This window comes from Prosthecobacter sp. (assembly GCF_046154365.1).
Classification (GTDB): domain Bacteria; phylum Verrucomicrobiota; class Verrucomicrobiia; order Verrucomicrobiales; family Verrucomicrobiaceae; genus Prosthecobacter.
The window spans coordinates 83,403-106,487 of sequence record NZ_JBJXFV010000060.1; the positions used below are offsets into that span (position 1 = coordinate 83,403).

The 23,085-nt window shown below is 61.7% G+C and carries 27 protein-coding genes; 6 read left to right on the forward strand and 21 right to left on the reverse strand.

The window, feature by feature from the left end; genetic code table 11:
- Positions 1 to 3: 3 nt before the first annotated feature.
- The 9 genes from ACKVY0_RS06910 to ACKVY0_RS06950 all read right to left on the reverse strand — a co-directional run bounded on the left by ACKVY0_RS06910 (position 4) and on the right by ACKVY0_RS06950 (position 7,343).
- Positions 4 to 762: an inositol monophosphatase family protein gene (locus tag ACKVY0_RS06910; protein WP_409214063.1), complete on the reverse strand. Its 759-nt coding sequence runs from the start codon at positions 760 to 762 to the stop codon at positions 4 to 6.
- Entirely contained in the window at positions 759 to 1,415 is a 657-nt protein-coding gene (locus ACKVY0_RS06915; RefSeq protein WP_409214064.1) for a phosphopantothenoylcysteine decarboxylase, read from the reverse strand. The genes ACKVY0_RS06910 and ACKVY0_RS06915 overlap by 4 nt, the downstream gene beginning before the upstream one ends.
- Positions 1,416 to 1,523: 108 nt before the next feature.
- Positions 1,524 to 2,213: an SDR family oxidoreductase gene (locus ACKVY0_RS06920; protein WP_409214065.1), complete on the reverse strand. Its 690-nt coding sequence runs from the start codon at positions 2,211 to 2,213 to the stop codon at positions 1,524 to 1,526.
- A gap of 99 nt (positions 2,214 to 2,312) precedes the next feature.
- Positions 2,313 to 2,531 (reverse strand): hypothetical protein, encoded by a 219-nt coding sequence (locus ACKVY0_RS06925; protein ID WP_409214066.1) that lies wholly within the window; start codon positions 2,529 to 2,531, stop codon positions 2,313 to 2,315.
- A 15-nt stretch (positions 2,532 to 2,546) separates the two neighbouring features.
- Positions 2,547 to 3,173, reverse strand: a complete 627-nt coding sequence (locus ACKVY0_RS06930) for a hypothetical protein (RefSeq protein ID WP_409214067.1) — start codon at positions 3,171 to 3,173, stop codon at positions 2,547 to 2,549.
- A 42-nt stretch (positions 3,174 to 3,215) separates the two neighbouring features.
- Positions 3,216 to 4,826: a peptide chain release factor 3 gene (locus tag ACKVY0_RS06935; protein ID WP_409214068.1), complete on the reverse strand. Its 1,611-nt coding sequence runs from the start codon at positions 4,824 to 4,826 to the stop codon at positions 3,216 to 3,218.
- 121 nt (positions 4,827 to 4,947) lie between these two features.
- Positions 4,948 to 5,775, reverse strand: a complete 828-nt coding sequence (truA, locus tag ACKVY0_RS06940; RefSeq protein ID WP_409214069.1) for a tRNA pseudouridine(38-40) synthase TruA — start codon at positions 5,773 to 5,775, stop codon at positions 4,948 to 4,950.
- Positions 5,750 to 6,241, reverse strand: coding sequence for a Holliday junction resolvase RuvX (gene ruvX / locus ACKVY0_RS06945; RefSeq protein WP_409214070.1), 492 nt, complete (start codon positions 6,239 to 6,241; stop codon positions 5,750 to 5,752). Before ruvX ends, truA begins: the two co-directional genes overlap by 26 nt.
- A gap of 19 nt (positions 6,242 to 6,260) precedes the next feature.
- Complete coding sequence (locus ACKVY0_RS06950) at positions 6,261 to 7,343, reverse strand: mannose-1-phosphate guanylyltransferase (RefSeq protein ID WP_409214071.1); 1,083 nt, start codon at positions 7,341 to 7,343, stop codon at positions 6,261 to 6,263.
- A gap of 95 nt (positions 7,344 to 7,438) precedes the next feature.
- Here ACKVY0_RS06950 and ACKVY0_RS06955 point away from each other — a divergent pair, with 95 nt between their 5' ends.
- Positions 7,439 to 7,765 (forward strand): hypothetical protein, encoded by a 327-nt coding sequence (locus tag ACKVY0_RS06955; RefSeq protein WP_409214072.1) that lies wholly within the window; start codon positions 7,439 to 7,441, stop codon positions 7,763 to 7,765.
- Positions 7,766 to 7,940: 175 nt separating this feature from the next.
- Here ACKVY0_RS06955 and ACKVY0_RS06960 read toward each other — a convergent pair whose 3' ends face one another.
- From ACKVY0_RS06960 to ACKVY0_RS06985, 6 genes are read right to left on the reverse strand one after another with little or no spacing between them, the layout of a single operon-like run.
- Positions 7,941 to 8,807, reverse strand: coding sequence for an ABC transporter ATP-binding protein (locus tag ACKVY0_RS06960; protein ID WP_409214073.1), 867 nt, complete (start codon positions 8,805 to 8,807; stop codon positions 7,941 to 7,943).
- 6 nt (positions 8,808 to 8,813) lie between these two features.
- Positions 8,814 to 10,133: a hypothetical protein gene (locus ACKVY0_RS06965; RefSeq protein ID WP_409214074.1), complete on the reverse strand. Its 1,320-nt coding sequence runs from the start codon at positions 10,131 to 10,133 to the stop codon at positions 8,814 to 8,816.
- Between the two features lie 5 nt (positions 10,134 to 10,138).
- Entirely contained in the window at positions 10,139 to 12,193 is a 2,055-nt protein-coding gene (locus ACKVY0_RS06970; protein ID WP_409214075.1) for an ABC transporter substrate-binding protein, read from the reverse strand.
- A gap of 52 nt (positions 12,194 to 12,245) precedes the next feature.
- The gene (locus ACKVY0_RS06975) at positions 12,246 to 12,653 is read right to left on the reverse strand and encodes a type II toxin-antitoxin system VapC family toxin (protein WP_409214076.1); all 408 of its coding nucleotides are present in this window, start codon (positions 12,651 to 12,653) and stop codon (positions 12,246 to 12,248) included.
- Positions 12,632 to 12,856, reverse strand: coding sequence for a hypothetical protein (locus ACKVY0_RS06980; protein WP_409214077.1), 225 nt, complete (start codon positions 12,854 to 12,856; stop codon positions 12,632 to 12,634). Before ACKVY0_RS06980 ends, ACKVY0_RS06975 begins: the two co-directional genes overlap by 22 nt.
- A gap of 50 nt (positions 12,857 to 12,906) precedes the next feature.
- Positions 12,907 to 14,523, reverse strand: coding sequence for a formate--tetrahydrofolate ligase (locus tag ACKVY0_RS06985; protein WP_409214078.1), 1,617 nt, complete (start codon positions 14,521 to 14,523; stop codon positions 12,907 to 12,909).
- 84 nt (positions 14,524 to 14,607) lie between these two features.
- Between ACKVY0_RS06985 and ACKVY0_RS06990 the strand changes: the two genes are divergently transcribed.
- Entirely contained in the window at positions 14,608 to 15,630 is a 1,023-nt protein-coding gene (locus ACKVY0_RS06990) for an NAD-dependent epimerase/dehydratase family protein (RefSeq protein ID WP_409214079.1), read from the forward strand.
- A gap of 135 nt (positions 15,631 to 15,765) precedes the next feature.
- Here the strand turns inward: ACKVY0_RS06990 and ACKVY0_RS06995 are convergent, their stop codons facing one another.
- The gene (locus ACKVY0_RS06995) at positions 15,766 to 16,221 is read right to left on the reverse strand and encodes a transposase (protein ID WP_409214080.1); all 456 of its coding nucleotides are present in this window, start codon (positions 16,219 to 16,221) and stop codon (positions 15,766 to 15,768) included.
- Positions 16,222 to 16,445: 224 nt separating this feature from the next.
- Between ACKVY0_RS06995 and ACKVY0_RS07000 the strand changes: the two genes are divergently transcribed.
- Positions 16,446 to 16,835: a hypothetical protein gene (locus ACKVY0_RS07000; protein WP_409214081.1), complete on the forward strand. Its 390-nt coding sequence runs from the start codon at positions 16,446 to 16,448 to the stop codon at positions 16,833 to 16,835.
- Positions 16,836 to 17,028: 193 nt separating this feature from the next.
- Entirely contained in the window at positions 17,029 to 17,379 is a 351-nt protein-coding gene (locus tag ACKVY0_RS07005) for a hypothetical protein (protein ID WP_409214082.1), read from the forward strand.
- A 505-nt stretch (positions 17,380 to 17,884) separates the two neighbouring features.
- Here ACKVY0_RS07005 and ACKVY0_RS07010 read toward each other — a convergent pair.
- Together ACKVY0_RS07010 and pyrR are read right to left on the reverse strand one after the other, a co-directional pair.
- On the reverse strand, positions 17,885 to 18,811 hold the full coding sequence (locus ACKVY0_RS07010; RefSeq protein WP_409214083.1) for an aspartate carbamoyltransferase catalytic subunit: 927 nt from the start codon (positions 18,809 to 18,811) through the stop codon (positions 17,885 to 17,887).
- Positions 18,808 to 19,359, reverse strand: coding sequence for a bifunctional pyr operon transcriptional regulator/uracil phosphoribosyltransferase PyrR (pyrR, locus tag ACKVY0_RS07015; RefSeq protein ID WP_409214084.1), 552 nt, complete (start codon positions 19,357 to 19,359; stop codon positions 18,808 to 18,810). The genes ACKVY0_RS07010 and pyrR overlap by 4 nt, the downstream gene beginning before the upstream one ends.
- A gap of 97 nt (positions 19,360 to 19,456) precedes the next feature.
- Between pyrR and ACKVY0_RS07020 the strand changes: the two genes are divergently transcribed.
- Positions 19,457 to 20,110 carry a hypothetical protein gene (locus ACKVY0_RS07020; RefSeq protein ID WP_409214085.1) on the forward strand — a complete coding sequence of 218 codons (654 nt, stop codon included), beginning with the start codon at positions 19,457 to 19,459 and terminating at the stop codon, positions 20,108 to 20,110.
- A complete protein-coding gene (locus ACKVY0_RS07025) occupies positions 20,107 to 21,129 on the forward strand; it encodes a murein hydrolase activator EnvC family protein (protein ID WP_409214086.1) in 1,023 nt (340 codons plus the stop codon). Before ACKVY0_RS07020 ends, ACKVY0_RS07025 begins: the two co-directional genes overlap by 4 nt.
- 81 nt (positions 21,130 to 21,210) lie before the next feature.
- Here ACKVY0_RS07025 and ACKVY0_RS07030 read toward each other — a convergent pair whose 3' ends face one another.
- The 3 genes from ACKVY0_RS07030 to ACKVY0_RS07040 are packed head-to-tail and all read right to left on the reverse strand — an operon-like array spanning position 21,211 to position 23,084.
- Positions 21,211 to 22,404 (reverse strand): redoxin domain-containing protein, encoded by a 1,194-nt coding sequence (locus ACKVY0_RS07030; protein WP_409214087.1) that lies wholly within the window; start codon positions 22,402 to 22,404, stop codon positions 21,211 to 21,213.
- Between the two features lie 8 nt (positions 22,405 to 22,412).
- On the reverse strand, positions 22,413 to 22,724 hold the full coding sequence (locus ACKVY0_RS07035; protein ID WP_409214088.1) for a DUF2007 domain-containing protein: 312 nt from the start codon (positions 22,722 to 22,724) through the stop codon (positions 22,413 to 22,415).
- A gap of 12 nt (positions 22,725 to 22,736) precedes the next feature.
- Entirely contained in the window at positions 22,737 to 23,084 is a 348-nt protein-coding gene (locus ACKVY0_RS07040; protein WP_409214089.1) for a cupin domain-containing protein, read from the reverse strand.
- Between the last annotated feature and the right edge of the window lies 1 nt (position 23,085).

Consider the following 23,085-nt stretch of genomic DNA (forward strand, 5'->3'; position numbering starts at 1 on the left):
TGTTTAGAGAGACGCTTCGATGGGCAGCTTGCCGTTCCACGCGCAGATGAACATGGTGCCAGGCTTGGTGGTGCTGGGTTTGAGCATCACTTTGCCGCCGCCCTCTTCGACCATGAGCTGACCGGCGGCGATGTCCCACAAGCTGATCTGCTCCTCCACATAGGCGTCGAGACGACCGCAGGCGATGTAGGCCATGGCGAGCGCAGCACTGCCAAGCATGCGGGTCTTGCGCACTTCGTAGGCGATGCGCTTGTAGCGGTCGAAGCCGAGATCGAGTGCCTCTTTGCTCTTCGAGAAGCCGACGGTGACGACGGCTTCGGCCATTTCAGCGCGAGTGCTGACGCTGACGGTTTTGCCGTTGAGCATTGGCTTTTCACCACGAATGACGCTCCACGTTTCGTTCTGCATCGGGTCAAAGATCACGCCGATGAGCAACTCCTTCGACTCGCGCTTCCGAGCAGCGATGGAGACGCAAAAGTGTGGGATGCCGAAGAAGTAGTTCACCGTGCCGTCGATGGGATCGACGATCCACTCGACTTCACCGTTGCCGCCGATGTCGCCGCCTTCTTCGCCCAGGATCGCGTGATCGGGGAAACGCGCGAGGATCATCTCGGTGATGAGCTTCTGGCTGAGCACGTCGAGTTCGAGCTTGATGTCGTGACGCTGCATTTCGTTCACCGTGAGTTCGGAGCCGAAGTTGTCTTTGATCATTTTGCCGGCGGCGTGCGCGGCTGCGGTGGCGGTGGCGAGGAGTTCGTTCACTGGATTCTAGGTGCTGGATGCTGGATGCTGGATGCGATGACGGCGATCAATTCGCGCGCGAGGGCGGTTTTGGATTGCTTGGGGAGGGCAATCGTCCGGCCGCCGGGGAGGCAGAGGGTGACTGCGTTTTCCACACTGTCAAACCCGATGCCCGCCTGCGAGACATCGTTGGCGACGATCATGTCACAGCCTTTGCGAACGAGCTTTTCTTGAGCATGTGCAATGAGGTTCTCGGTTTCGGCCGCAAAACCGACGAGGAAGCCGCGAAAGCCGAGTTTTGACCGAGCGGAGCCGAGGATGTCCTCGGTGCGTTCGAGTTCGAGCGTGAGCTTGTCGGCGGTCTTCTTCAATTTTTGCGCCACGACCTGCACCGGCCGGTAATCGGCCACCGCCGCGCTGAAAATGGCCGCGTCGCAGCCGCTGAGGTAGATCTGCACCGCGTCAAACATCTCCCGCGCTGTTTCCGCATGGACCAATGTCACGCCCTCAGGTGCTGGAATCGTCACCGGGCCGGAAATGAGCACCACCTCGTGTCCGGCTTCACACGCGGCTTCAGCGAGCGCATAACCCATGCGACCCGAAGAGCGGTTCGAGAGAAACCGCACCGGATCAATCGGCTCACGCGTCGGGCCGGCGGTGATGAGGAGGCGCATGGGTGCATCATGGAGGATAGCCTTCCAGGCTGTCAACGGATTGGGGCGTCCCGCCTTCAATCTGATGATCAAAGGCTGGAAGCCTCGATCCACTGACAGGCCGGAGGCCTATCCTCCGGGCACCGTGAGCGGCTTGCCGTTGTCTTTGGGTCCGAGCTTGATGAAGTAGGGCACGGCTCGTTTCGCCCAGTCATCGGCATCGGGGAAGCCACCCGCTTCACCGCCAAAGGTGCTACGGAGCATGTCCGTATCGATGATGCCGGGATTCATCGGGATGACGGCGACTTTGCCGCCTGTGTCCTGGGCCGTGGCCATAGCAAGGCCCTCAATGGCGTATTTCGTGGCGCAATACGGTGCCACATCCGCCGCCGTGCAGCGGCCCCAGCCGGAGGAGAAGTTCACGATGACGCCGCTGCCGCGTTTGAGCATCGCCGGCAGCAGATGGCGCATCATCGCGGCCGGGCCTTTGATGTTGATGTCGATGATACGGCTGAAGTCTTCCGCACTCGTCTCCCACAGCGGCGCGTTTGGATTGATGATGGCCGCATTGTTCAGCACGAGGTCGGGCGGGCCAAATTGTTTCACGATGGCGGCGCAAAACGCGGCGACGTCGGTTTCACGCGAGACATCGCAGGCTTGAAACAGATGCGGGGCAGGCAACTGGAGGCTCAATTCGGCGGTCTGAGCCTCATTTCGCCCGCAACCGGCGATCTGCCATCCTGCGGCGATGAAGCGCGGAATCATCGCGCGACCGAGCCCGCGCGTGCAGCCGGTGATGACGACGGTTTTGGATTTCATGATCGAGAACTGGAGCGCGAGTGTGTCAAAGACCACTCGCCTGTTGGCTGTGGCTCGAGAGCGGCAGGAAAGTCAGGCGAGTAGAATACTCGCGCTCCGTCACTTCTCGTCCGCCGAGGGATCGAAGGGCTTGTTGAAGGGCGGGCCGCGTTCGCCGCCGTAGGTTTCGCGCAGGTATTCATCTCCCTCGCTCTTCTTCCGCCGGATGTTTTTTGGAGCCACAAGATTCCCCAGCCGCCGTCTCTCAGCACGGCCCGCCTGCCACTGCTCCCAGGTGAAGCGGCGCTCCGGTTTGATGATGAGTTTCGTCGGTGTCATGGGACAAGATATAGCTCAGGACTTCGATTTTGCCAGTTCGGCTTCGACTTCGGCCCGTACGACTTCGAACTCCGGCACGCAGTCGTATTTCGGGCATGCTGCCACCCGGCGAGCCTCTTGCCAGTCGAAGGGTATGCGACCTTGAAGCACACTGGCCATCAGTTTCTTGGCGCAGTCATCGTCTTTTTCATCGTAACCGTTGCAATATTTCCTGGCAGCATAGACACGTCCCACGAGCGCATCCTCCACTGGGATCAGCGTCACTTCACCGAGCTGGGTCTCCAAAACGACAAGATCTTTGTCCGCTCGATAGTCAATCTCACCCAGCAGATCGATCCAGAGATCCTCGATGCCCCAGCTTTTGCTGCCGCCGTGTGCTGTGATGCCGGGAATCTGCAGCATGATTTCCTTCCGCTGCTCTTCATCCGGCATCGGCCAGCCGGTCCAGCAGATGTCGGTGTCGCCGGACATGTAGGCGCCGTCGGTGTAGAACTCGATGGCGGAACCGCCAACAACCACGGGCTCAAAGCCACGCTCACGGAACAACTCGGATACCAGTCCCGCCATGAGCAGTGCTTTGGCATTCAAATCCGTCGCCTGCCGGATGACAGCGAGCGCGGAGGTGATTTCGGCGGTGGTCATGCAGACAGCATGATGGATGAACGGAGGGATCGGCAACTCAAATCAAGCCTTCGCCTTCTCCACCTCATCCCACGGAATCTCGGACAGTTCGGCGTTCGGATTGCGGCGCTCGAAGTAGTTGATGGCCCATTGGTCGCTGAAGAAGACGACCCAGCGGTCCTGGTTGTCTTGGGCGGTGGTGACGCCGCTGGGGATGTCGAAGTCTTCGATGGCGCCGCCGTCTTTGGTGCGCACCCAGCGCAGGACGGTGTAGGGGGCGTTTTCGATGCGGCTTTGGGCGTTGTATTCGCTCTCCAGGCGGAACTGCACGACTTCGAACTGCAAGGGGCCGACGGCACCGAGCAAGGGCACGCGCTGACCAGCGTGGGGCTGGGTGAACTGCTGCACGACGCCTTCGCTGAGGAGCTGCTCCAGGCCGTCGCGGAAGCGTTTGTAGTGCGCGGTGCTGGGGTTGTGCAGGTAGGCGAAGACTTCCGGCGCGAAGCGGGGGATTTCGTCGAATTTGAGCTTGGGATCGGTGGCGAGAGTGTCGCCGATGCCGAAGCCGTGATTGCCGACAATGCCGACGACATCGCCCGCGTAGGCTTCATTCACGGTTTCACGATCCTGGGCGAAAAGTTTCTGCGAGTTGGCGAGGCGGACGATTTTGCCGGTGCGCGTGTGGGTGACCTGCATGTCGCGCTCGAACTTGCCGCTGACGATGCGCACGAAGCTCATGCGATCGCGATGACGCGGGTCCATGTTGGCCTGGATTTTGAAGACGAAGCCGGAGAAACCTTCGTTGTTGGGTTCAATGATGCGACCGTCGTCGGCCATGCGGGCTTCAGGTGGTGGTGCGAGTTCGAGGAAGCCATCGAGGAGCAATTGCACGCCGAAGTTGTTGCTGGCGCTTCCGAAAAAGACGGGCGTGAGTTCGCCGCGATCAATCTTGGCGCGGTCGTATTCGTGACCGGCGCCGTCGAGCATTTCGAGTTCCATTTTGGCCTGCTCCAGTGCTTCAGGGACGGTGTGAGTAGCGACGAACTCGTCGTCGAGGCCGCCGACTTTTTCGGGAGCACGGTAAGCGCCGTGAACGGTGCGCTCGAAGAGATGCACGTCCTTTTTGCGGCGGTCATACACGCCACGGAACTGCTGACCGAGTCCTAGCGGCCAGTTGATGGCACAGGCTCCGATGCCGAGGACGGTTTCGAGATCATCGAGCAGCGTCATGGGCTCGCGCGCGGGGCGGTCGAGCTTGTTCATGAAGGTGAAGATGGGCACGCCACGGCGGCGGCAGACTTCGAACAGCTTGCGCGTTTGGGCCTCGATACCTTTACCGGCGTCGATAACCATGATGGCGGCATCGACGGCGGTGAGCACGCGATAGGTGTCTTCGGAGAAGTCTTTGTGACCCGGCGTGTCGAGCAGGTTCACGACGCAGTTTTTGTACTCGAACTGCAGCACCGTGGAGCTGACGGAGATGCCGCGCTGTTTTTCCAACTCCATCCAGTCAGAGGTCGTCGCGCGTTGGTTTTTGCGTGCGGTCACGGAACCTGCGAGCGCGACGGCTCCGCCGTAGAGCAGGAGCTTTTCGGTGAGCGTCGTTTTACCGGCGTCCGGGTGCGAAATGATCGCGAAGGAGCGACGGCGGGCGATTTGGGCTTCGTGGGACATGAGGGGCGGGGTTCATGGCCCAAGGGGAAGGGCCGGTCAAGGTTGGTCAAGAGTTGTCAAGTATCGCACCTGGGATGAGACCGCACCTCTTGAGCACGGCTTGACGATCTTGACGGCTTGGTCACGGATAGTTCACGCCGACGAGATACAAACCACAGGCGGGGGCGGTTTGATTGCTCTGCATGCCGGTGGGATCAGTCAGCAAGCTGGCGAACCATTCTTTCGGCTCACGACCACGAGCGACGTGAAGGAGGCTGCCGACGATGAGGCGCACCATTTTGTAGAGGAAGCCGTCGCCTTCGAATTCGAGTTCCAGCATGTCGCCTTCTTCACGCACATCGACTCGGTGGATGGTGCGCGTGGTTTTGTCTGGCAGAAGGCGTCGCTGAGTTTCGGGCATGTCGCCACGATTGGCGGAGAGGCGGATGAAGTTGTGCGTGCCGACGAGTTTTTCGCAGCACCAGCGCAGCGCTTCCATGTCGAGCAGGCCATAGACATGCCAGGCGCGATCGGCCTCGAAGGGCGAGAGCATGCGCGGACGCCAGATGCGATAGCGATAGGTTTTGCCAATAGCGTCAAAGCGGGCGTGGAAGCTCGGATCAGGCTCTTCGACGTTCAAAATGCGGATGGTGAGCGGCAGGCAGGCGTTGAGCGCGTTCGCCCACGATTCACCGCTCATGCGCACGGTTTCGGGTACGTCGCAGTGCGCGACTTGAGCAAGCGCATGCACGCCGGCATCGGTGCGGCCGCTGCCTTGTACGCGAGTTTCGATGCTGGTGGCTTTGCGAATGGCGGCGTTGATGGCGTCGGTCACGGTGCCGCCGTCTTCCTGGCTTTGCCAGCCACGCCAAGGCGTGCCGCAGTAAGCGATGGTGAGCTTCAAGCGCTTGAAGCCCGGCTCCGGGCCGCGCTGCAGACCGGCTTTACTTTCGACGTCGCTTCGGCTCATCGGTCCAGGCGAGTTCGTAGGCGGCGTCGGGCAGCAGGAAACTCTCGGGGCCGCGCTGCTGGTTCAAATACTCCTGCAAGATGACCACGGCGGCGAGTTGATCGACGATCTCGTTGCGTTCGCGCTTGCCGGTGATGCCAGCGCGTGACATGGCGGCCTCAGCTTCGACGGAGGAGAGGCGTTCATCGACGAAATCGATCGGAATCGTTTGCTGAAGCTCCTTGCCAAGGTTGGTCGCGAATTTTTCGACACGCTCGGCTGCACCGCCTTTGTCGCCGCTCATGTGGTAGGGCATGCCGATGACAATTTTGCCAATGTGCTTCTCCTTGACGATGCGGGCGATGGTGCGCTCGGGCTCGTGGTTCGCGTCGATGGTTTTGAAGGGACTAGCGACGATCTGCGTCTCGTCACTCAAAGCGAGGCCGATGCGCACGGTGCCGTGGTCGATGGCGAGGATGCGCGGCATGACGATTCAGCAAAACGTCTCACCGCAGCTCTGCGGGCAGGCCATCGACGATTTTTTTGATGTTCTCGGCCTTGCTGCGGCAGGCGACGAGGAGGCCGTCTTTCGCGGCGACGACGATGAGATCCTGCACGCCGATGAGCGCGACGTGCTGGTCGGTCTGGGTGAAGACGATGTTGTTGGCGGCATCCTGCTGCGAGAGGGCGCAGTTGTGCTGGTTGCCATCACTGTCAGCCTCAAGGTAGCGGCCCACGCTGGTCCAGTTGCCCACATCGTCCCAGTCGAAGGTGGCCTCGATGTTGAGCACGCGGGAGGCGCGTTCCATGAGCGCGTAGTCGATGGAAAGCTTTGGCAGCTTGCTGAACTGCTTTGCCACGGTGGCGCTGAAATCTTTGGAACCACGCAGCTCGGAGATGAAATCGGCGAGCACGGGGCAGTGGCGGCTGAGTTCACCGAAGATGGCAGGAATGGTCCAGATGAACATGCCGGCATTCCACAGGAAGTTGCCCTGGCTGATGAAGTGCTCGGCGAGGTCGGGGTTGGGCTTTTCACGGAAGCGTGCGATCTCCCAGACGGGCAGGTCATCAAGTCCGCCGATGCTGGCACGACGGCCTCGCTCGACATAACCATAGCTGGGGCAAGGCCAGGTGGGTCTGATGCCGACGGTGACGAGGCTACCGCTGTTTTCGGCGGCGAGGGCGGCATTGGCGAGCACGCGCTGGAACTCGGCGTGGTTTTGAATGAGATGATCGGCCGGGAGAACGATCATGGTGGCCATGGGATCACGGGCGACGACCCAGCCAACGGCGAGGGCAATAGCGGGGGCGGTGTCGCGTTTTTCCGGCTCGGCGACGATGTTTTCAGCGGGCAAGTCTTTGATGATGGCTCGCACGCTGGCCTCCTGCTGCTTGTTGGTGAGGATCAGAATGTTTTCCTTGGGCACAAAGCCGTCAAGGCGCTCGATGGTGAGTTCGAGCAATGTTTTTTCACCGAACAATTTCAGCAACTGCTTCGGCTGGGCGTCGCGGCTGATGGGCCAGAAGCGCTGGCCGCTGCCTCCGGCGAGGATGAGTGCGTAACGTTTGTGGGTGGTGGCTTGGGTCATACGTCAGAGGTGGTGAGCAGGGCTTCATTAGCCGGAAAGCAGGTGGCGGGCAAATTCCTCTTTGGCGATTCTCGCGGGTGCGGCTATGATGGCGCATGCAAGAAAACCCGCCTGCCCCGAACTACGAATCCTATGCCTCTCTCATCGCCCCCGCCGCCGCCGGTTGTGCGCTGGGCATTTTGTTTGGCCGTGGCATGCGCCGTGGTTCGTCCAATGTGATCGCGCTGACCCTGCTGGCAGCCAGTGCCGCGATCGCCGCGCCCGTCATCACGGAATTGGTTCAGCGCACGGCGAACCGTCCGGGCAGCGAGCGCGGCAGCCGTCGCAGGCTGGAAGGCATCCGTAGCCACGGCATGCCGGATGGCGACGTGGGAGAGTTTTTCGCGGATACTCCTGAGGCGTTTGTGGCGAAGACGCGCTGATTCATCACTTTTCAGGTGCGGGCGAATGGCGTTGGCGAGCATCGTGTCAGGCATGACGGGCCACAGGAGCGGCTCCCAACTGTATTCGCCACGGGCCGATCTTCCGCCAATCTTGGAAGCTGTGATGGCGATGCCTGCCGCCCTGCTTCCCATGGACTATGTTGCGTAAAAACTGCTACGCGAACGCGGTGTAGTCGATGGCCTTGAGGCGTGGTTGCTTGGCACCCATGCGTGGGACACAGGCGAGCAACGCCTTGGTGTAGGCGTGCTGCGGATTGCGCAAAATTTCGTCCACCGGGCCGGTTTCGACGATCTCGCCACGAAACATGACGGCGACGCGGTCGGCGACGTCGCGGATGATGCCGAAGTTGTGCGTGATGAGGATGATGCTCATGTCGAGATCGCGGCGGAGCTGGGCCAGCAGGTCCATGATCTGCTTTTGAATGGTGACGTCGAGCGCGGTGGTCGGCTCGTCGGCGATGAGGAGCTTCGGCTGCGTGCAGAGCGCCATGGCGATCATGACACGCTGCTGCATGCCGCCGCTGAGTTCGTGCGGATAGGCGTGCAGACGCTTGCGCGAATCGACGATGCCGACTTTGTCGAGCCACTTGACGATCTCATCGTCACGGTCGGCCTTGGCGACATCAGGACGATGCAGCGCGAGTGCTTCGCCGATCTGCGTGCGGATGGTGAGCACGGGATTGAGCGAGGTGCTCGGCTCCTGGAAGATGTAGGCGATTTCTTTGCCGCGAATGGCGCGCAGTTCGCGTTCGTTCATCTGCAGAATCTCGTGGCCGTTCAGCGTCATCTCCGCTGCGGAGATGCTAGCAGGAGGTTCGGGCAGCAGGCGTGCCAAAGCGAGCGCGGTGGCGCTTTTGCCGCTGCCGCTTTCGCCGACGAGCGCGATGGACTCGCCCTGCTTGAGTTCGAGGCTGAGGCATTTGACGGCTTTCACCGGCGTGGCGTCATGACGGCCAAATTCGATCTGGAGATCGCGAATGCGCAGCAGCGGGGCGTCTGTTTGGATGAGGGCGTCGGACATGAGGCTTCAGGTGGGTCGAGGTTGAACGATGCGGCTGACTTGAATCAAACACAAGGCGGCAAGCGCGATGCTGCCACCGGCGTGCAGCATTGCGGCAGGATCGGCGAGCGTCTGCGCCGCATCCTGCATCGAGGCAATCGCTAATGGACGGCACCATTGCGCGAGATGATCACCCAGCTCCGCAAGCAAGCGCGGCTGCACCGCGCAGGCCACGGCGATCCACAGCAGCGTCTGCGCAAAGACCGCACAGACCCAGGCGGCGAGCATGCGGAACTGCACCGGGGCGATGTGTTTGAGCCAGATCATGCCTTCGCTGGCACCGAGCACGCGTGAGGCGTCGATGGGCAGTTGATCCTCGATGCTGTTCCACGCTTGATGCCATGCGGCGCTGCTGGCGACGAGCACCGCGAGCCAGAGGATGAGCCAGGACACGGCAGACAGGTTCGGCAGCGTCATCGCACCCAGCGCCCAGAGGAACCACGGATGCCAGGCAAGCGCCGGCATGAAGCTGCTGGGAGATTTCAGCTTGCCACGCAGCACAAACAAAGAGACGCACAGCAGCGCCAGCATGGCTCCGCACGCAATGAAACCGTGCGCGATGCCGCTGACATCACCAGCGCGGATTGATTGCGCCATCCAGCCGCCCCAGCCCATGAAACGGAGCACATCTTCGACGATGATGAGGTAAACCGGCGCGATGAGGCAGAGCGACTGCATGCGCACGCGCAGCAGCGGCAGCAACTGACGCAGATGATGCACCCAAAGCCGCGAACTATGAGGAACGCCGCGAGCGCGCAGTGAAAAATCGAGATCGGCTGTCGCGGTGGCGTCGGTGATAACGCATTGAATCACCTCGCCGCACAACGGCAGCGCCAGCACCAAAGCTGGGGCCAGAAATTCCCATAGCTCACGTGCCAGCATGGTCTGCCAGGTGCCGGCGGCTTCTGGAAGCTGCGCGGGAAGCAGCGTTTCGACCGGCCAGCCAAGATGACCGATCCAACCGCCGATGAAACCCCACGCAACCGCCGCAATCGGCAGACAGGCCAGCGCACGACCGAAAAAGGCGACAAGCATTTCCACACGCGGGCCCATGCGCCGTGCGAGCAGTCCCGCCGCAAGGCCGATGCTCAGCGCCAGCAGCAATGCGATGACGAGCACGATCAAACTCGCGCCACAACGCGTCCACAGGCCGGGCGCAGGCACATCCCAAGCGAACAACGTGCTCAAACCACGCTGCTGCGTGAGCAGCAGCACCACGGCGGCAATCACACCGCCGAGCAGCAGACGCAGTGGCAGCCAGCGCGGAGGTGGTGAGAAGTACTGCACGCTCATCATTCGGGAGTGCGCAGTTTGAGGTTGATGGCGGGCGCGGCAGGTTTGCGCTTCGGCGGCACGGCCAGGGCGCGCAGTGTCCAGCCGGCGGTCGGTTCCGCCGTTGCCGTCATGTTTTGCAGAGAAGGCACGGCGGCGGCCTCATCGTGTGTGGTGAACAGCGTCAGCATGGGGTGCAGGGGTAGCAGTTTGGCCTCCAGCTCACGCACCCGTGCCGGCACATGGGCTGGTTCAACCTCGGCATCCAGTGCTTCGAGCAGGAGATCGATCTGCGGATCGGTGACACCGCAGAAATTCGTGCCGCCGGGTGCTGCCTGCGAAGAATGCCACCATGGCAGTTGATCCCACGAAACCTCGAAGCGCTGATCGAGCAGCGCAGCATCGAATTGATGCTCGTGGAGGCGCTGCGCGAGCGTTTGCGCGTCCTCGACTGTTTCAATCGTCACCTGCGCCCCGAGCTTGCTCCACTGTGCGACGAGCCGCTGCGCCGTCTGCGTGTGCAGCGCATCACCTGACGGCACGAGCAGCTTGAACTGCATAGAGCGGTCTGGACTGCGGGCAGTGCCAGCGACATCGCGCGGCCAGCCTTCATCGGTGAGAGTTTTCTGGGCTGCCTCGAGTTGAAACGGGAGGCGTTTGGCCTGCGTGCTGAACCAAAGGCCGGGCGCGAACAAACTGGCATCCACATGGCCGAGGCGGCCGGGCAGCGAGCGGATGAGATCGTCCGTGTCAGTGGCCTGGGCCAGCGCCTCGCGCAGCCGCACATTTTTCAAGATGTCATGCCGCGTGTTCCAGAGCACAACGAGCCGCTGCCGAGGCGGTGTGAAGCGCAACTGCGTCAGATGCGTGCGATCCGCTGCCGCAGCGGGCCACACGAGATCCACCGTGCTGGTGCGGACGCCGATCTGCGTCATCAGCGGTGAAGCGGAGAAGTTGAACAGGAAACGTGCCGCCGTTTTGTCGTGATTCACCGGCACGAGGATGAGCGAACGCGCATCACGGGCGGCGATACGGTGCGTTCCGGCTCCGGCAGGCGCTTGATGGATAAAATCGGTCTCCTTGGCATCTGGATGATCATGCAGCCACGCAGCGGGCAGCATGGGCAGACCCGCAAATGCGCCCAGCGCCGGTCCATAGCGCCTGCGATAGGTCACATGCAGACGCGAGCCGTTGTTTTGCGCTTCGAGCGATTGAATGTGACGCAGCGCCTCACGATTTGGCAGCGGCCAGTCGCGCGAGCGCAGAAACTCGATGGTGGCCCGCGCATCCGCCGCCGTGACCGGCGTGCCATCATGCCAGCGCTGTCCGGGGCGGATGTCGAGATCGAGCACCGGCTCGCTGAGCGCTCCGACTTCAGCCAGCGGATTCATCGTGGTCGGTTCGTTCGTGTTGGCATCAAAGAAGCGATGCAGTTCATCGAACAGTCGTTGCGATGGACCCGTCACGACGATTTCACAGGCGTTAGCGCCATCGAACCATACGCGCTGAATCTGCCGCGCCTGCGATGATCCAGCGATGAACTTGTCCCAGGCCTGACGCAGCGGTGTGCGGCGTTCAATGCGCCAGAACGCGATGGGCTGCAGTTCCAGCCCGGCGATGACTTCCAACGCACGTTGAACACCCCCGGCGTTCGCATCGCTGAAATTCAGCAGGAGCATGTTGTCCGCCACACGCGTCGAGCTGAGATGCCACTCCGCCCAGCGGTTGGTCTCACCGATTTGCGCCTGCAACAGTTCCTGCGCACGTTTGGCTGTCGCTGCATCGACGAACCAGCAGGTCACGTCCTGTGACCAACGCCAAAGTTCCGCCAGTACCGGCTGCAAAGCACCCTCCGCACCGATGCGGAGGAGCGGTTCATGCACGAGGTCGATGATCTCCCTCTCCACCTCGGTAGCAGGCAGGAAGGGATTCAGCGCCGGCACGCTCTGCGGCAGCATGACCACGATGCCATCACTGGGCTGCGTCCGGCTGCGGTGCGATTCCGCCGCCGCCCACCACGCCACCGCCGCGACGAGCAGCGGAAAGCCAAAGATGAGGGTGCGGGCCAGGATCATGCGCACCGGATGCTAGAGCGTGCGCTGCATGTGGGCAAGGTTTCAGGCAGGCTCACCACACCACCGAGGCAGATGGATACTGCGCGATGAGGTAATCCGAAGTCACAATGTCCGCATGCATGCCCGCTGCGGTGGCGATGATGATGCGGTCGCATGGGTCGGCATGCAGCTTTGGCAGGGCGGTGCTTGCCAGCGCCACGGTGTCAGTGACGGGGAGAACCTGGAGGCCATGATGCTGGACGGCAAGCTTCCACCAATCCTCAGGTGACAGGTCCAGATCGAGCTTGCCCTTGCGGTGCTTCACTCCGATCTCAAAGGCGCTGATCGCTGAAACATAAAGGGATTCAGGTCTTGCCGCGACACGCTGGCGTGCAGCATCCCCAAGCCGCTTCGGGTCACGCGCGAGCCACAGAATGGCGCATGTATCCAACAGCAGCTTCACCGCGATTCCTCCGGCCATTCGTCTTCGGCAAGTGGCGTGGCGGGGTCTTCAAAGAATTTTACCCTTTGCAGATCGGGATGCGGTTCCAGCGGATTGCGTTTGGCCCCGTTCTGCGCTGGCAGGATGGTCAGCAGCGCCTTCGCATGCTGCGGCAGGAGTTCGCCGCCCTTGGCGGTGACGCGGCCTTGATCCAATTCGACTTCGAGGGTGAGCAGACTCATGCGCGGAGTTTATCCATCGAGCTGGTGTGTTGCCAGCTTCATTTTGCGGGCTAAATCCCGCTCATGATGCCCTCATCCGTGACCTGGATGCGCTCGGCGGCGGGAACCTTCGGCAGTGCAGGCATGCGCATCATCGTTCCAGTCAAGGCGACGAGGAATCCGGCCCCGTTGGCGATTTCGAAGTCGCGCACGGTGATGGTGAAGCCGCGTGGGCGGCCGCGCTTCTTCGCGTCGTCGGAGAGACTGTCCTGCGTCTTCGCCATGCATAGCGGGAGCTTGTCGAAGCCGTTGCGGGCAAAGAGCGCGAGTTTGGCCTTGGCCTCGTCGGTGAGCAGCACACCATCGGCACCGTAGATCTTCGTGGCGATGGCGTGGAGCTTCGTTTCGACGCTGTCGTCAGGCTGATAGAGGAACGGCAGCGGCGGCGTCTCTGCGGGCAAAGCGGCGAGCACTTTTTCGGCGAGCTGCACGGCACCATCGCCACCGTGGGCGAAGACATCGGCGGTGGCGCTGGGGACACCGCGGGCGGCGCAGAATTCATGCACGAGCGCAATCTCAGCATCGTCATCCGTGTGGAAGCGGTTGATGGCGACGATGACCGGACGCTGGAACTGCGCGGCGCTGTCGAGATGTGCGGCGAGATTTTCCAGGCCACGGCTCAACGCGGCGGTGTCGGTCTGCGTGAGCTGGTCCAAAGCCACGCCGCCGTGCATCTTCAAAGCGCGAATGGTGGCGACGATGACGATGGCGGCGGGTGCGAAGCCGGCCTGGCGGCACTTGATGTGCATGAATTTCTCGCCGCCGAGGTCAAAAGCGAAGCCGGCCTCGGTGACGGCGAAATCGGCATGCGCGAGCGCCATGCGCGTGGCGAGCACGGAGTTGCAGCCGTGCGCGATGTTCGCAAACGGACCGCCGTGCAGGAAGGCGGGCACGCCTTCGAGGCTCTGCACTAGGTTCGGCATCAGTGCCTCGCGCAAGAGCGCCAGCATGGCCCCGGTGACGCGGAATTCTTTGGCGAAGACCGGTTCGCCTTCTGGCGTGAAGCCGACGACGATGCGCTCGAGGCGGCGGCGCAGATCCGGCAGTGATTCGGCGAGACAGAGGATCGCCATGATCTCGGAGGCGGCAGTGATGTCGAAACCGGTGACGCGCTCGGTTGGTTTGCCGACGGCGGTGCGCACGCTGCGCAGGGCGCGGTCGTTCATGTCCATCACGCGCTTCCACAGCACGCGTTCGGGCGGTAGGCGCGCATCACCGAGGAAGAGATGGTTGTCGATGACAGCGGAGAGCAGATTGTGCGCGCAGGTGATGGCGTGGAAGTCGCCAGTGAAGTGCAGATTGATGGCATGCGCGGGCCGCACGCTGCTTTTGCCGCCGCCAGTGGCACCGCCTTTGCGGCCGAAGACCGGCCCCATCGACGGCTGGCGCAGTGCGAGCGCGACGCTCTGCCCGATTTTCTTCAAACCCTGCGCGAGACCGATGGAGACGGTGGTTTTGCCCTCGCCCGCCGGCGTGGGGGTGATGGCGGAGACGAGGATGAGTTTCCCGCGTTGCGGCTTCCCGTGGAGGGCCTGGAGGCTAATCTTGGCCATGTCGCGGCCGTGCAGGATGAGATGTTCGGGCGAGATGCCGAGACCGGCGGCGATGGGGGCGATTTCCGGGTGCATGAGCGGTGGGAGCGCGCACGATGGCAAGGCAGGCCGTGAAGCAAAGGCTTTTCCAAAGGCGAAATCCGTTCATATATCCAGCCCATGCCGCCCGAGACCCTGGAAGAACTCGAAGAACGCCTCAGCCGCCCCACGCCCGCCGTGATCGACCTGATGCACAACCTACCCGGCGACATCATCGTGTTGGGTGCCGCCGGCAAGATGGGGCCGTCCCTCGCCCGCATGGCGAAACGGGCCAGCGATGAGGCGGGCACGAAGCGGCGGGTGCTCGCGGTGTCGCGCTTTCGCGAGGCAGGTGTGGCGGAAGCGTTGCTGCAGCATGGCGTCGAAGTCATCGGCAGTGATTTGCTCGACACGAACGCCGTGGCCTACCTGCCGCACGCGCCGAACGTGATCTACATGGCCGGCATGAAATTCGGCTCCACCGGCCAGGAACCGATGACTTGGGCCATGAACGCGTGGCTGCCCGGCCTCGTGTGCGAGCGCTATCACCGCAGCCGCATCGCCGCCTTCTCCACGGGCAATGTCTATGGCCTCGTGCCGCTGGAACACGGCGGCAGCAAGGAGGAGGACGCGCTCCATCCCGCTGGTGAATACGCCATGAGTTGCCTGGGCCGCGAGCGCATCTTCCAGCACTTCAGCCAGACCCGCGGCACGCCCGTTTCACTCATCCGCCTGAACTACGCCTGCGACCTGCGCTACGGCGTGATGGTGGACATCGCACAAAAAGTCTGGGACGATGAGCCGGTGGACGTGCGCATGGGCCACTTCAACACCATCTGGCAGGGCGATGCGAACGCGCTCGCGCTCCTCAGCCTCGCCAAAGCCCAAAGCCCCGCCTGGACCGTGAATCTCACCGGCACCGCCACCCTCAGCGTGCGCGAAGTCGCGCAGCGCTTCGGCGAACTCTTCGGCAAAGCGGTGCAGATCGAAGGCAAGGAAGCCCCCGATGCGCTGCTGAGCAATCCCTACCGCAGCTTCGTCGAACTCGGCATCCCCTTCGTCCGCGATGAAGAACTCACCGAATGGGTCGCAAGCTGGGTCTCACACGGCGGCGAGTCGCTCGGCAAACCGACGCACTTCGAGTCGCGGGATGGGAGGTATTGAGGTAACACAAGCCCAACGGGCTTGCGTAACTCAGCCCAGGGTTCGCAGAACCCTGGGTCAACGAATTCCCCCAACGTCACTCAAGGACCAACCCCAACGGGGTTGCGTCCATCGCCGCTGGCTCCCCGTCCGTCTTCAATCCCACACAAACGCCTCGTCCCATGCCTGCCCGTGACGGCGCAACAACTCGCGGTATTCGTCCTGAAACGTGATCTTTCGGTGATGTTCCTCCTGCCGTTCGATGTATCGCGTGACGGCATTCGTGTTCGATTCGGACACCGAGAAACATCCATACCCCGCCTGCCAATGGAACTGGCGGAACATGCCGCCGCGTTCCTGAATCCAATGGCAGGAGACACGTTTGATCTCCTTCACGAACTCCGCGATGGCGATGGTGCGGGACAGCGTCGTCAGCAGATGCACATGATCGGCGACACCGCCGATCTGGATGGGCAGGCAATCGAGCGCCTTGGCACAACCGCCCAGATACGCATGCACCTCGGAACGAAACGCCGGGTCGTGGAAGGCGGGTTCGCGGCCCTTGGTGGAGAACACGGTGTGGAGCAAAACGCGGGCGAGGGATTGTGGCATGGAGAGAGTCTGGGCTGGCGCGGAGATGGACGCAACCCCGTTGGGGTTGCACGAAATGAGGGCGGCAGGCGGTTTCGGTGACCCAGGGTTGTGCCAACCCTGGGCTGAGTTACGGAAGGCCGTTGGCCTTCGTGGCTTCGATGGCGCGACATCGTTTCCCGCTCGCAGTGTGGGCGTTCACCACTTGAGTTTCGAGCCAAACACGCCATTCTCCGGCCATGTCGATGACTGCCAGCCACCTCACGCCCGCGCTGATTCTTCGCGAATTGGGCAAGATGAATGTGTCGGACATGGAGGGTGTGCTACACAAGCTCCAGAGGCTCTCTGCGACGAAGAAAGGCGCGCTCAAGGCGAATGAGGCCCGGCTACTGGAGACCATCAACGCCACGCTGCCGGTGGATGAGCGCGCGGCTTACCGCCGCCTTGCCACGCGGCGGAAGAACGGCACGCTCACGCCTGCGGAGCACCGTGAGTTGCTGCGGCTCTCAGACGCGGTGGAGACGCTGAATGCACGACGCATGCAGAGCGTGGTCAAACTGGCCGCGCTGCGAAAGACCACGGTGCCGGAACTGATGGAACGGCTGGGTTTGGAATCACTCGCCTCTCATGCCTGAGCATGTCAGCGCGGCTTTGCGGCGGTTCGTCCGCGCTCGTGCGAAGGGCCGCTGCGAGTATTGCATGACGCCGGAGGCTTACGCGCCGGAGGCATTTTCAGTGGAGCATGTTTTGCCGCGCAGCAAACGCGGTACGTCCACAGCAGATATACCTCGCGTCATCAAGATTTAGGAGTCCCGGGCCTTTGGAGTGATGGAGTTCTGCATTCCAGCACTCCACGACTCCATCACTCCGCAGTCAAGATTCACCAATCATGGTGACGTTGGGTATAATCTCGCGCTGTCCTGCCAGGGCTGTAACAATCACAAGTTTACCCGCACTCGCGCGGTCGATCCGGTGACTGAACTGACCGTGGCGCTGTATCATCCGCGCCAGCAGGCGTGGCGGGAACATTTCGCCTGGCTGCCGGATGCCCGGCGGTTGGTCGGCCTCTCGCCGACAGGACGCGCAACCGTGGAGATGCTGCGGCTGAATCGACCGGGTCTGATGGGCTTGCGCGAGGCTTTGATCGCCATCGGGATGCACCCGCCATTTGAGTTGTAGGCTGCGGCTCGCTCCGCCGTCCCAGCCGCAACCCATAAAGAAGCACGCGCATGCGCACGGCGACGCCGTTTTCGAACTTCTGGTTGAGGTGATACACCGAGTCGTTATGCCGGTGTCGGTGATTTCGACGCCGCAGTTCACGGGGCCGGGCTCATCAAGCCCAACGGGCTTGCGTCGGTAGCCCAGGGTTCGCAGAACCCTGGGTCAACGGACCGCGACCCAACGTCACTCAAGGGCCAACCCCAACGGGGTTGCGTCCATCGCCGCCAACTCTCTGACCATCTTGAGAGTTTGGGCTGGCGTGGAGATGGACGCAACCCCGTTGGGGTTGCACGAAATGAGGGCGGCGGGCGGTTTCGGTGACCCAGGGTTGTGCCAACCCTGGGCTGAGGTACGGAAGGCCGTTGGCCTTCGGGGCTTCGACGTCGTGAATGTAGTGTTCGCAGACGATTTGGCCTCGTGCGGCGGGCTGCGGACAGTCCCCCCTACCGATCAAACCCACGGCTTACTCCACCGCACCCGGCCTGAGCCAGTAGAGCACGCTCATGCGCACGGCGATGCCGTTTTCGACCTGCTGGTTGATGAGGCACTTCTCGTAGTTCATGCCGGTGTCGGTGATTTCAACGCCACGGTTCACGGGGCCGGGGTGCATGAGGTGGAGGCCGCGTTCGCGGAGGATTTCGACGCGTTCGTTGGTGAGGCCGTAGTTTTTGTGGTACTCGGCGGCGGTGGGGAAGAAGGGCTCGTCGAGACGCTCGCTCTGCACGCGGAGGAGGTAGATGACATCGGGCTTCCACTCGAAGGCGTCGCGCCAGTTGCCGAACTGCGGGATTTCCTGCGGCACCTCACGCGGCATCATCGAGCCGGGGGCCAGATAGGCCACGTTCATGCCGAGGCGACGGAACATCAGGCTGGTGCTGCGGGCGACGCGGGAGTGCTGGATGTCGCCGACGATGAGGGCGCGGCAGCCGCGCAGGTCTTTGTAGATTTCGCGCAGCGTGAAGGCATCCAGCAGCGCCTGGGTGGGATGCGCGTGCCAGCCGTCGCCGGCGTTGATGACACTGGCGCGGGTGTTTTTGGCGATGAGGTTCGGCGTGCCGGACTGCTTGTGCCGCACGACGATGTAATCGACGCGCATGGCCTCCAGGGTCTCGACGGTGTCCAACACGGACTCGCCTTTGACAACGCTGCTCGATTCGATGTCGAAATGCGTCACGTCGGCGCTGAGACGGCTGGCTGCGACTTCAAAGCTGGAGCGCGTGCGGGTCGATGGCTCGTAAAACAGTGTGAGCATCGTCCGGCCCTTGAGCGTGGGCACTTTCTTCACGCTGCGTTTGAAGAGGTCTTTGAAGGGCACGGCGTTGTCGAGCACGAACGCGATTTCCTCATCCGTGAGCGAGGCGATGTCGAGGAGGTCTTTGCGCGGGGTCATCTCGGTGAGGCTTGGGTTTGCACGGTGCAGGCATCCTGGCCGTCCACTTCTTCAAAACGCACCGATACACGCTCACCAGGAGCCAGAGTGACTTTGAGTGCGGTAAAATCGGGCTGCACGGGAAATTCGCGGCCACAGCGGTCCACGAGGACGGCGAGTTGCACGCGCTTGGGGCGGCCAAAGTTCAGCAGTTCCTCCAATGCGGCGCGCACGCTGCGGCCGGTATAGATCACCTCGTCGCACAGCACCACATTGAGGCCGTCGAGGTCGAAGGCGATGTCGGAGCCTTCGAGTTTCGGCACCATCTGGAAGGTGTTCAGGTCGTCGCGGTACTGCGTGATGTCGATGGTGCCCACCAAGACCTTCGAGCCGCCCATATTTTCGATTTTGGCGGCGATGCGTTTCGCCAGGGGCACGCCACGGGTGAAGATGCCGACCAGCGCGATACTTTCCTCGTCGAGATTCGCGGCAGCGATGCAATCCGCCAGCACTTGAATGCCATCATCCATGTCATCCTTGGTCATGAGCGTGCGTACAAGTTCTGGCATGGCGGCGTGGTGCGCGGACAGTCCGGCGAAACGCGGTGTTGTCAAATCAGCCGATGCCGGGGTTGCAAAGCATGCGCGTCTTTGGTTTGATGCGTCCATGAAACCATTTCCCCGTGCCATTCTGATACTGGCCCTCTGCGGACCGCTGGCCAGTTGCGATATTATGCGTGAGAACAAGCTGCTGATCACTACGCATGTGCAGTCGGAGGAGATCGTGCATCCCAATGAGATCATGAAGCTGCCCATCGGTGGTCGAGAAATGACCTTCCGGAAAGTTCCTGAGTTCAGCCAGCGCAGCATCTCGGGTTTCGAGCCGTTTCCGGCCGAAGACGGCCAGAGTTATGGCGTGCTGCTGCAGCTCGACACCAAGGGCCGCAACGCGCTCGAACTCGCCTCCCGCATGAGTCATGGCATGGTGATGCTGACCATGGTCAATGCGCTGCCCATCGACATGGTCGAACTCGACCAGCCGATCACAGATGGTCGTTTTACCATCTGGCGCGGGCTGTCCAAGGAGACCGTGGACAAGATGGACAAGTTCTACCCGCGCATCAAATACATGAAGTCCTCCTCGCGCTGGATGGACATGCTGCCGTCCACGCATACGGAAAAGCTGAACTCACGCCGCGTGGCCAAAGAAGCGGAAGCAGCCGAGGCCAAGGCCAAGCGTGACAAGGAACGCGGCGTCATCCGCCCGGCTCCCAAGACCAAGGACATCCCGCTCGAAGGCTTCAAACTGCCCGGCACATGAGAAAGCGTCTCGACCTGTCGTTGTTCACGTTCTTTGTGCTCGGCTGCGTGGCGCAAGCACAGAACATGCTGCTGCCCACGGACAACCGTGCGCTGTTTGACCAGCCCGCTGAGTTTTTCCAGTTCGTGGATCGTGACTTCGAGGGCGCCAAGACCACGCCGTGGGAAGGCGGACAGTTTGGTTTCGTGCGCGATCCGCGACGCCTCGGCAGCCGCATCGCCTATGCACGTTTTCACGAAGGCCTCGACATCAAGCCGCTGCAACGTGATGCGCGCGGCAATCCGCAGGATGAAGTGCGGGCGATTGCCGATGGCGTGGTAATGTATGCCGCTGCGGCCGCGAATCTGAGCAACTACGGGCGCTACATCGTGGTGCAGCATGACTGGGGCCAGGGGCCGTTTTGCTCGCTGTATGCGCATCTGGCGGAATCTCGCGTCGTCGCAGGCCAGAAGGTGAAGGCGGGCACGACGCTCGGTCTTCTGGGCTACACCGGCAGCGGGATCGACCAGCGGCGTGCACATGTGCATGTGGAGCTGAATTTGTTTCTCTCCAGCCGCTTCGAGGCCTGGCATGCGGCGAATTTTGCCACGCCGAATCATCATGGCGTGTTCAACGGCCTGAACCTCATTGGCCTCGATTTACAGGCGCTGTTCCTCGCGCAGCACAAGAATCCCGCCGTCACCGCTGCCAGTGCCGTACGGGCGACGGAAAGCGGCTACCGCGTGGCCGTTCCAGGCAATGCGACGATGGAGATCGTGAAGAAATATCCCTGGCTGCTGGATGGACCGCGGCCTTCCGGCAAGTCCGCAGGCTGGGAGGTCACCTTCAGCCGCTGGGGCCTGCCGCTGGCGGTGAAAGCATCGAACATCGTCGTCTCACAACCCACCGTGATCTGGGTGAAGGATGCGGGCATTCCGCATTACACCCAAACTCGCGGTTGTGTGACCGGCAGCGGCAGCACCGGCAAGCTCACGGCGGAAGGTTTGAACTTCGTGAAACTCGTGTGCGGCTGGTTTTGATCACCCTGCGACAGTTGATGGTTGATAGCCTGAAACGGTGCAGACGATGCATGCTCAGGCCATCCACTATCAACTCAGGTTTCACGGCACATAAAACCGGCCCATGTGCGCCAGGATTTTTTCGCGCAGTTCGTCGCCGTCGATCTCGCCGTTGTGGCGGAAGATGACTTCGCCACCGGGAGCGACGACCAGCGTATGCGGGATCGGTCCCGGCCATTCGGGATCAAGCGCCTGGATCAACGCATCGCTGCTGGCTTCATTGAAGACGTAGGCGTTGCCGCTGCGGCCTTCGGCTTTGAGCGAGGGCTTCAGCTTGTCAGGGACGATGGCGTTGTGCTTTTCGAGGAAAGCCTTCACCGCCGACAGCTCTTTCGGGTCATCCATGCTGATGCTGATAAACTCAAACTCGCGCAGGCCGAACTTGCGCGAGGTGGCGACGAGTCCGGGAAATTCCTTCACGCAGGGGCCGCACCAGGTGGCCCAGACGTTGAAGAGGCGGACTTTCTGCGTGTCATTCTTCCGTAACGCAGCAATGCCCTTCGCATCGATCAATTCGACCTCCACCTCGCCCTTCTCCCATTTTTCATTGTCGGCAGCGAGTTGCCCGCGCTTGTCGATCCACTTGGTGGAGCAGCCGTGTGGCTTCGTTTCAGCCACAGGCACCGGTTTGCCTGCCAATAGAGCTTCGATGGCGTTGCGGGCATCGGGGGATGTCACCGTGGCTTCAGCATCATAGCGTGAGTCGTCGAGACGGCCCTGGTAGCGCAGTTTGCGCTCCTGGTCGAAGATCATGACATGCGGCGTGGCCAGGCAGCCGTAGGCGAGTGCGGTCTTCTGCGTGTCGCCGTCGTAGAGGTAGGGGAAGTTGAAGCCCTGCTCCTTGGCGTGATGCTTCATCTCGGGAAAGCTGTCGTTGTACTTCGAGTAGCCGAGTTCATCGGGCCGCAGGGCGGCGGGATCGTTCGGATTGATCGCCACGAGCTTCAAACCTTTGCCCTTGTAGTCCTTTACCAGTTTTTTGATGCGCCCTTCGACTGCCTGTGACGTGGGGCAGTGATTGCTGAGGAAGGCGATCATGAGCAGATCGGCGTCCGCATAGTCTTTGAGCGTGTGCTTTTCCTCGTCGATGCCGATCAGCTCAAAATCCGGCGCAGCTTCGCCGATTTTCAGCTCATGGAATCCCTCGGGCATGCCCGATTTCTTCGCCTTGGGTGTTTCAGCATTCGCGAGGGTCGGCAGCAGTGCCACCAGCAGAGAAACAGCGAGTTTGTTCATGGTCGTGATCATTCGGGTTTGGCGGCCTGACAGTTCCAGCACAGCTCAAACGAGACGGGATTGGATTCTTTGCAGGAGAGGCAGAGCCATTCTTCGGACGAGGCGGGCTGGGAAGAACGGTATGAGCCGAGCAGCGCGCTGGCCTGGTCATAATCAGTATCGTTCAGCAGACACAGCGTCGGCTGCAGCGGCATGATAAAGATGTTGGTGAGCTGCGCGGTCGTTTCATTGCGAATGAAGCAGGGAATCTCCGCCTCTTCGAGAATCGACTTGTAGAAACCAAGCCGCGTCGAATCCAAACTGGTCAACAGGTCGCGCATACAGGTCAGTGCTCAAACCTCGAATTCATCCGCCGGATCAAACGGCGGCATCGGCACATTGATGATCTTCAGCTTGCCCACCGCCCGATGCACACAGCCAGGCCGAATCATCACGGTGGTCATCGGTTTGAGCGGAATGATCTGGCCATCGGCCTCCAGATGGCCTTCGCCTTCGAGCACGATGTAGATCTCCGTCATCTTCTGGTGGTAGTGCGCACGGCTGTCCGCGTGGATGTCGGTGAGATGCACGGTGGCGAGTGTGTTCCAGTCTTCTTTGAACGCACGTCGCGCCTGACCACATGGGCAAGGCGTGGGCGGAATTTCATCAAGCTGGGCGACGGCGAAGCGAGGGGAGTTCATG

Coding starts and splice junctions, on each gene's coding strand:
- ACKVY0_RS06925 (WP_409214066.1), bottom strand. CDS start 2,531: ATGACACCGACGAAACTCATCATCAAACCGGAGCGCCGCTTCACCTGG.
- ACKVY0_RS06990 (WP_409214079.1), top strand. CDS start 14,608: ATGCCGCCCGAGACCCTGGAAGAACTCGAAGAACGCCTCAGCCGCCCC.
- ACKVY0_RS07005 (WP_409214082.1), top strand. CDS start 17,029: ATGGAGTTCTGCATTCCAGCACTCCACGACTCCATCACTCCGCAGTCA.
- pyrR (WP_409214084.1), bottom strand. CDS start 19,359: ATGCCAGAACTTGTACGCACGCTCATGACCAAGGATGACATGGATGAT.
- ACKVY0_RS06955 (WP_409214072.1), top strand. CDS start 7,439: ATGCAAGAAAACCCGCCTGCCCCGAACTACGAATCCTATGCCTCTCTC.
- ACKVY0_RS06970 (WP_409214075.1), bottom strand. CDS start 12,193: ATGATCCTGGCCCGCACCCTCATCTTTGGCTTTCCGCTGCTCGTCGCG.
- ACKVY0_RS07035 (WP_409214088.1), bottom strand. CDS start 22,724: ATGCGCGACCTGTTGACCAGTTTGGATTCGACGCGGCTTGGTTTCTAC.
- ACKVY0_RS07010 (WP_409214083.1), bottom strand. CDS start 18,811: ATGACCCCGCGCAAAGACCTCCTCGACATCGCCTCGCTCACGGATGAG.
- ACKVY0_RS06915 (WP_409214064.1), bottom strand. CDS start 1,415: ATGCGCCTCCTCATCACCGCCGGCCCGACGCGTGAGCCGATTGATCCG.
- ACKVY0_RS06935 (WP_409214068.1), bottom strand. CDS start 4,826: ATGTCCCACGAAGCCCAAATCGCCCGCCGTCGCTCCTTCGCGATCATT.
- ACKVY0_RS06975 (WP_409214076.1), bottom strand. CDS start 12,653: ATGGCCGGAGGAATCGCGGTGAAGCTGCTGTTGGATACATGCGCCATT.
- ACKVY0_RS07025 (WP_409214086.1), top strand. CDS start 20,107: ATGAGAAAGCGTCTCGACCTGTCGTTGTTCACGTTCTTTGTGCTCGGC.
- ACKVY0_RS06930 (WP_409214067.1), bottom strand. CDS start 3,173: ATGACCACCGCCGAAATCACCTCCGCGCTCGCTGTCATCCGGCAGGCG.
- ACKVY0_RS06980 (WP_409214077.1), bottom strand. CDS start 12,856: ATGAGTCTGCTCACCCTCGAAGTCGAATTGGATCAAGGCCGCGTCACC.
- ACKVY0_RS06950 (WP_409214071.1), bottom strand. CDS start 7,343: ATGACCCAAGCCACCACCCACAAACGTTACGCACTCATCCTCGCCGGA.
- ACKVY0_RS07040 (WP_409214089.1), bottom strand. CDS start 23,084: ATGAACTCCCCTCGCTTCGCCGTCGCCCAGCTTGATGAAATTCCGCCC.
- ACKVY0_RS06960 (WP_409214073.1), bottom strand. CDS start 8,807: ATGTCCGACGCCCTCATCCAAACAGACGCCCCGCTGCTGCGCATTCGC.
- ACKVY0_RS07020 (WP_409214085.1), top strand. CDS start 19,457: ATGAAACCATTTCCCCGTGCCATTCTGATACTGGCCCTCTGCGGACCG.
- ACKVY0_RS07030 (WP_409214087.1), bottom strand. CDS start 22,404: ATGAACAAACTCGCTGTTTCTCTGCTGGTGGCACTGCTGCCGACCCTC.
- ACKVY0_RS07000 (WP_409214081.1), top strand. CDS start 16,446: ATGACTGCCAGCCACCTCACGCCCGCGCTGATTCTTCGCGAATTGGGC.
- truA (WP_409214069.1), bottom strand. CDS start 5,775: ATGAGCCGAAGCGACGTCGAAAGTAAAGCCGGTCTGCAGCGCGGCCCG.
- ACKVY0_RS06985 (WP_409214078.1), bottom strand. CDS start 14,523: ATGCACCCGGAAATCGCCCCCATCGCCGCCGGTCTCGGCATCTCGCCC.
- ACKVY0_RS06920 (WP_409214065.1), bottom strand. CDS start 2,213: ATGAAATCCAAAACCGTCGTCATCACCGGCTGCACGCGCGGGCTCGGT.
- ACKVY0_RS06995 (WP_409214080.1), bottom strand. CDS start 16,221: ATGCCACAATCCCTCGCCCGCGTTTTGCTCCACACCGTGTTCTCCACC.
- ruvX (WP_409214070.1), bottom strand. CDS start 6,241: ATGCCGCGCATCCTCGCCATCGACCACGGCACCGTGCGCATCGGCCTC.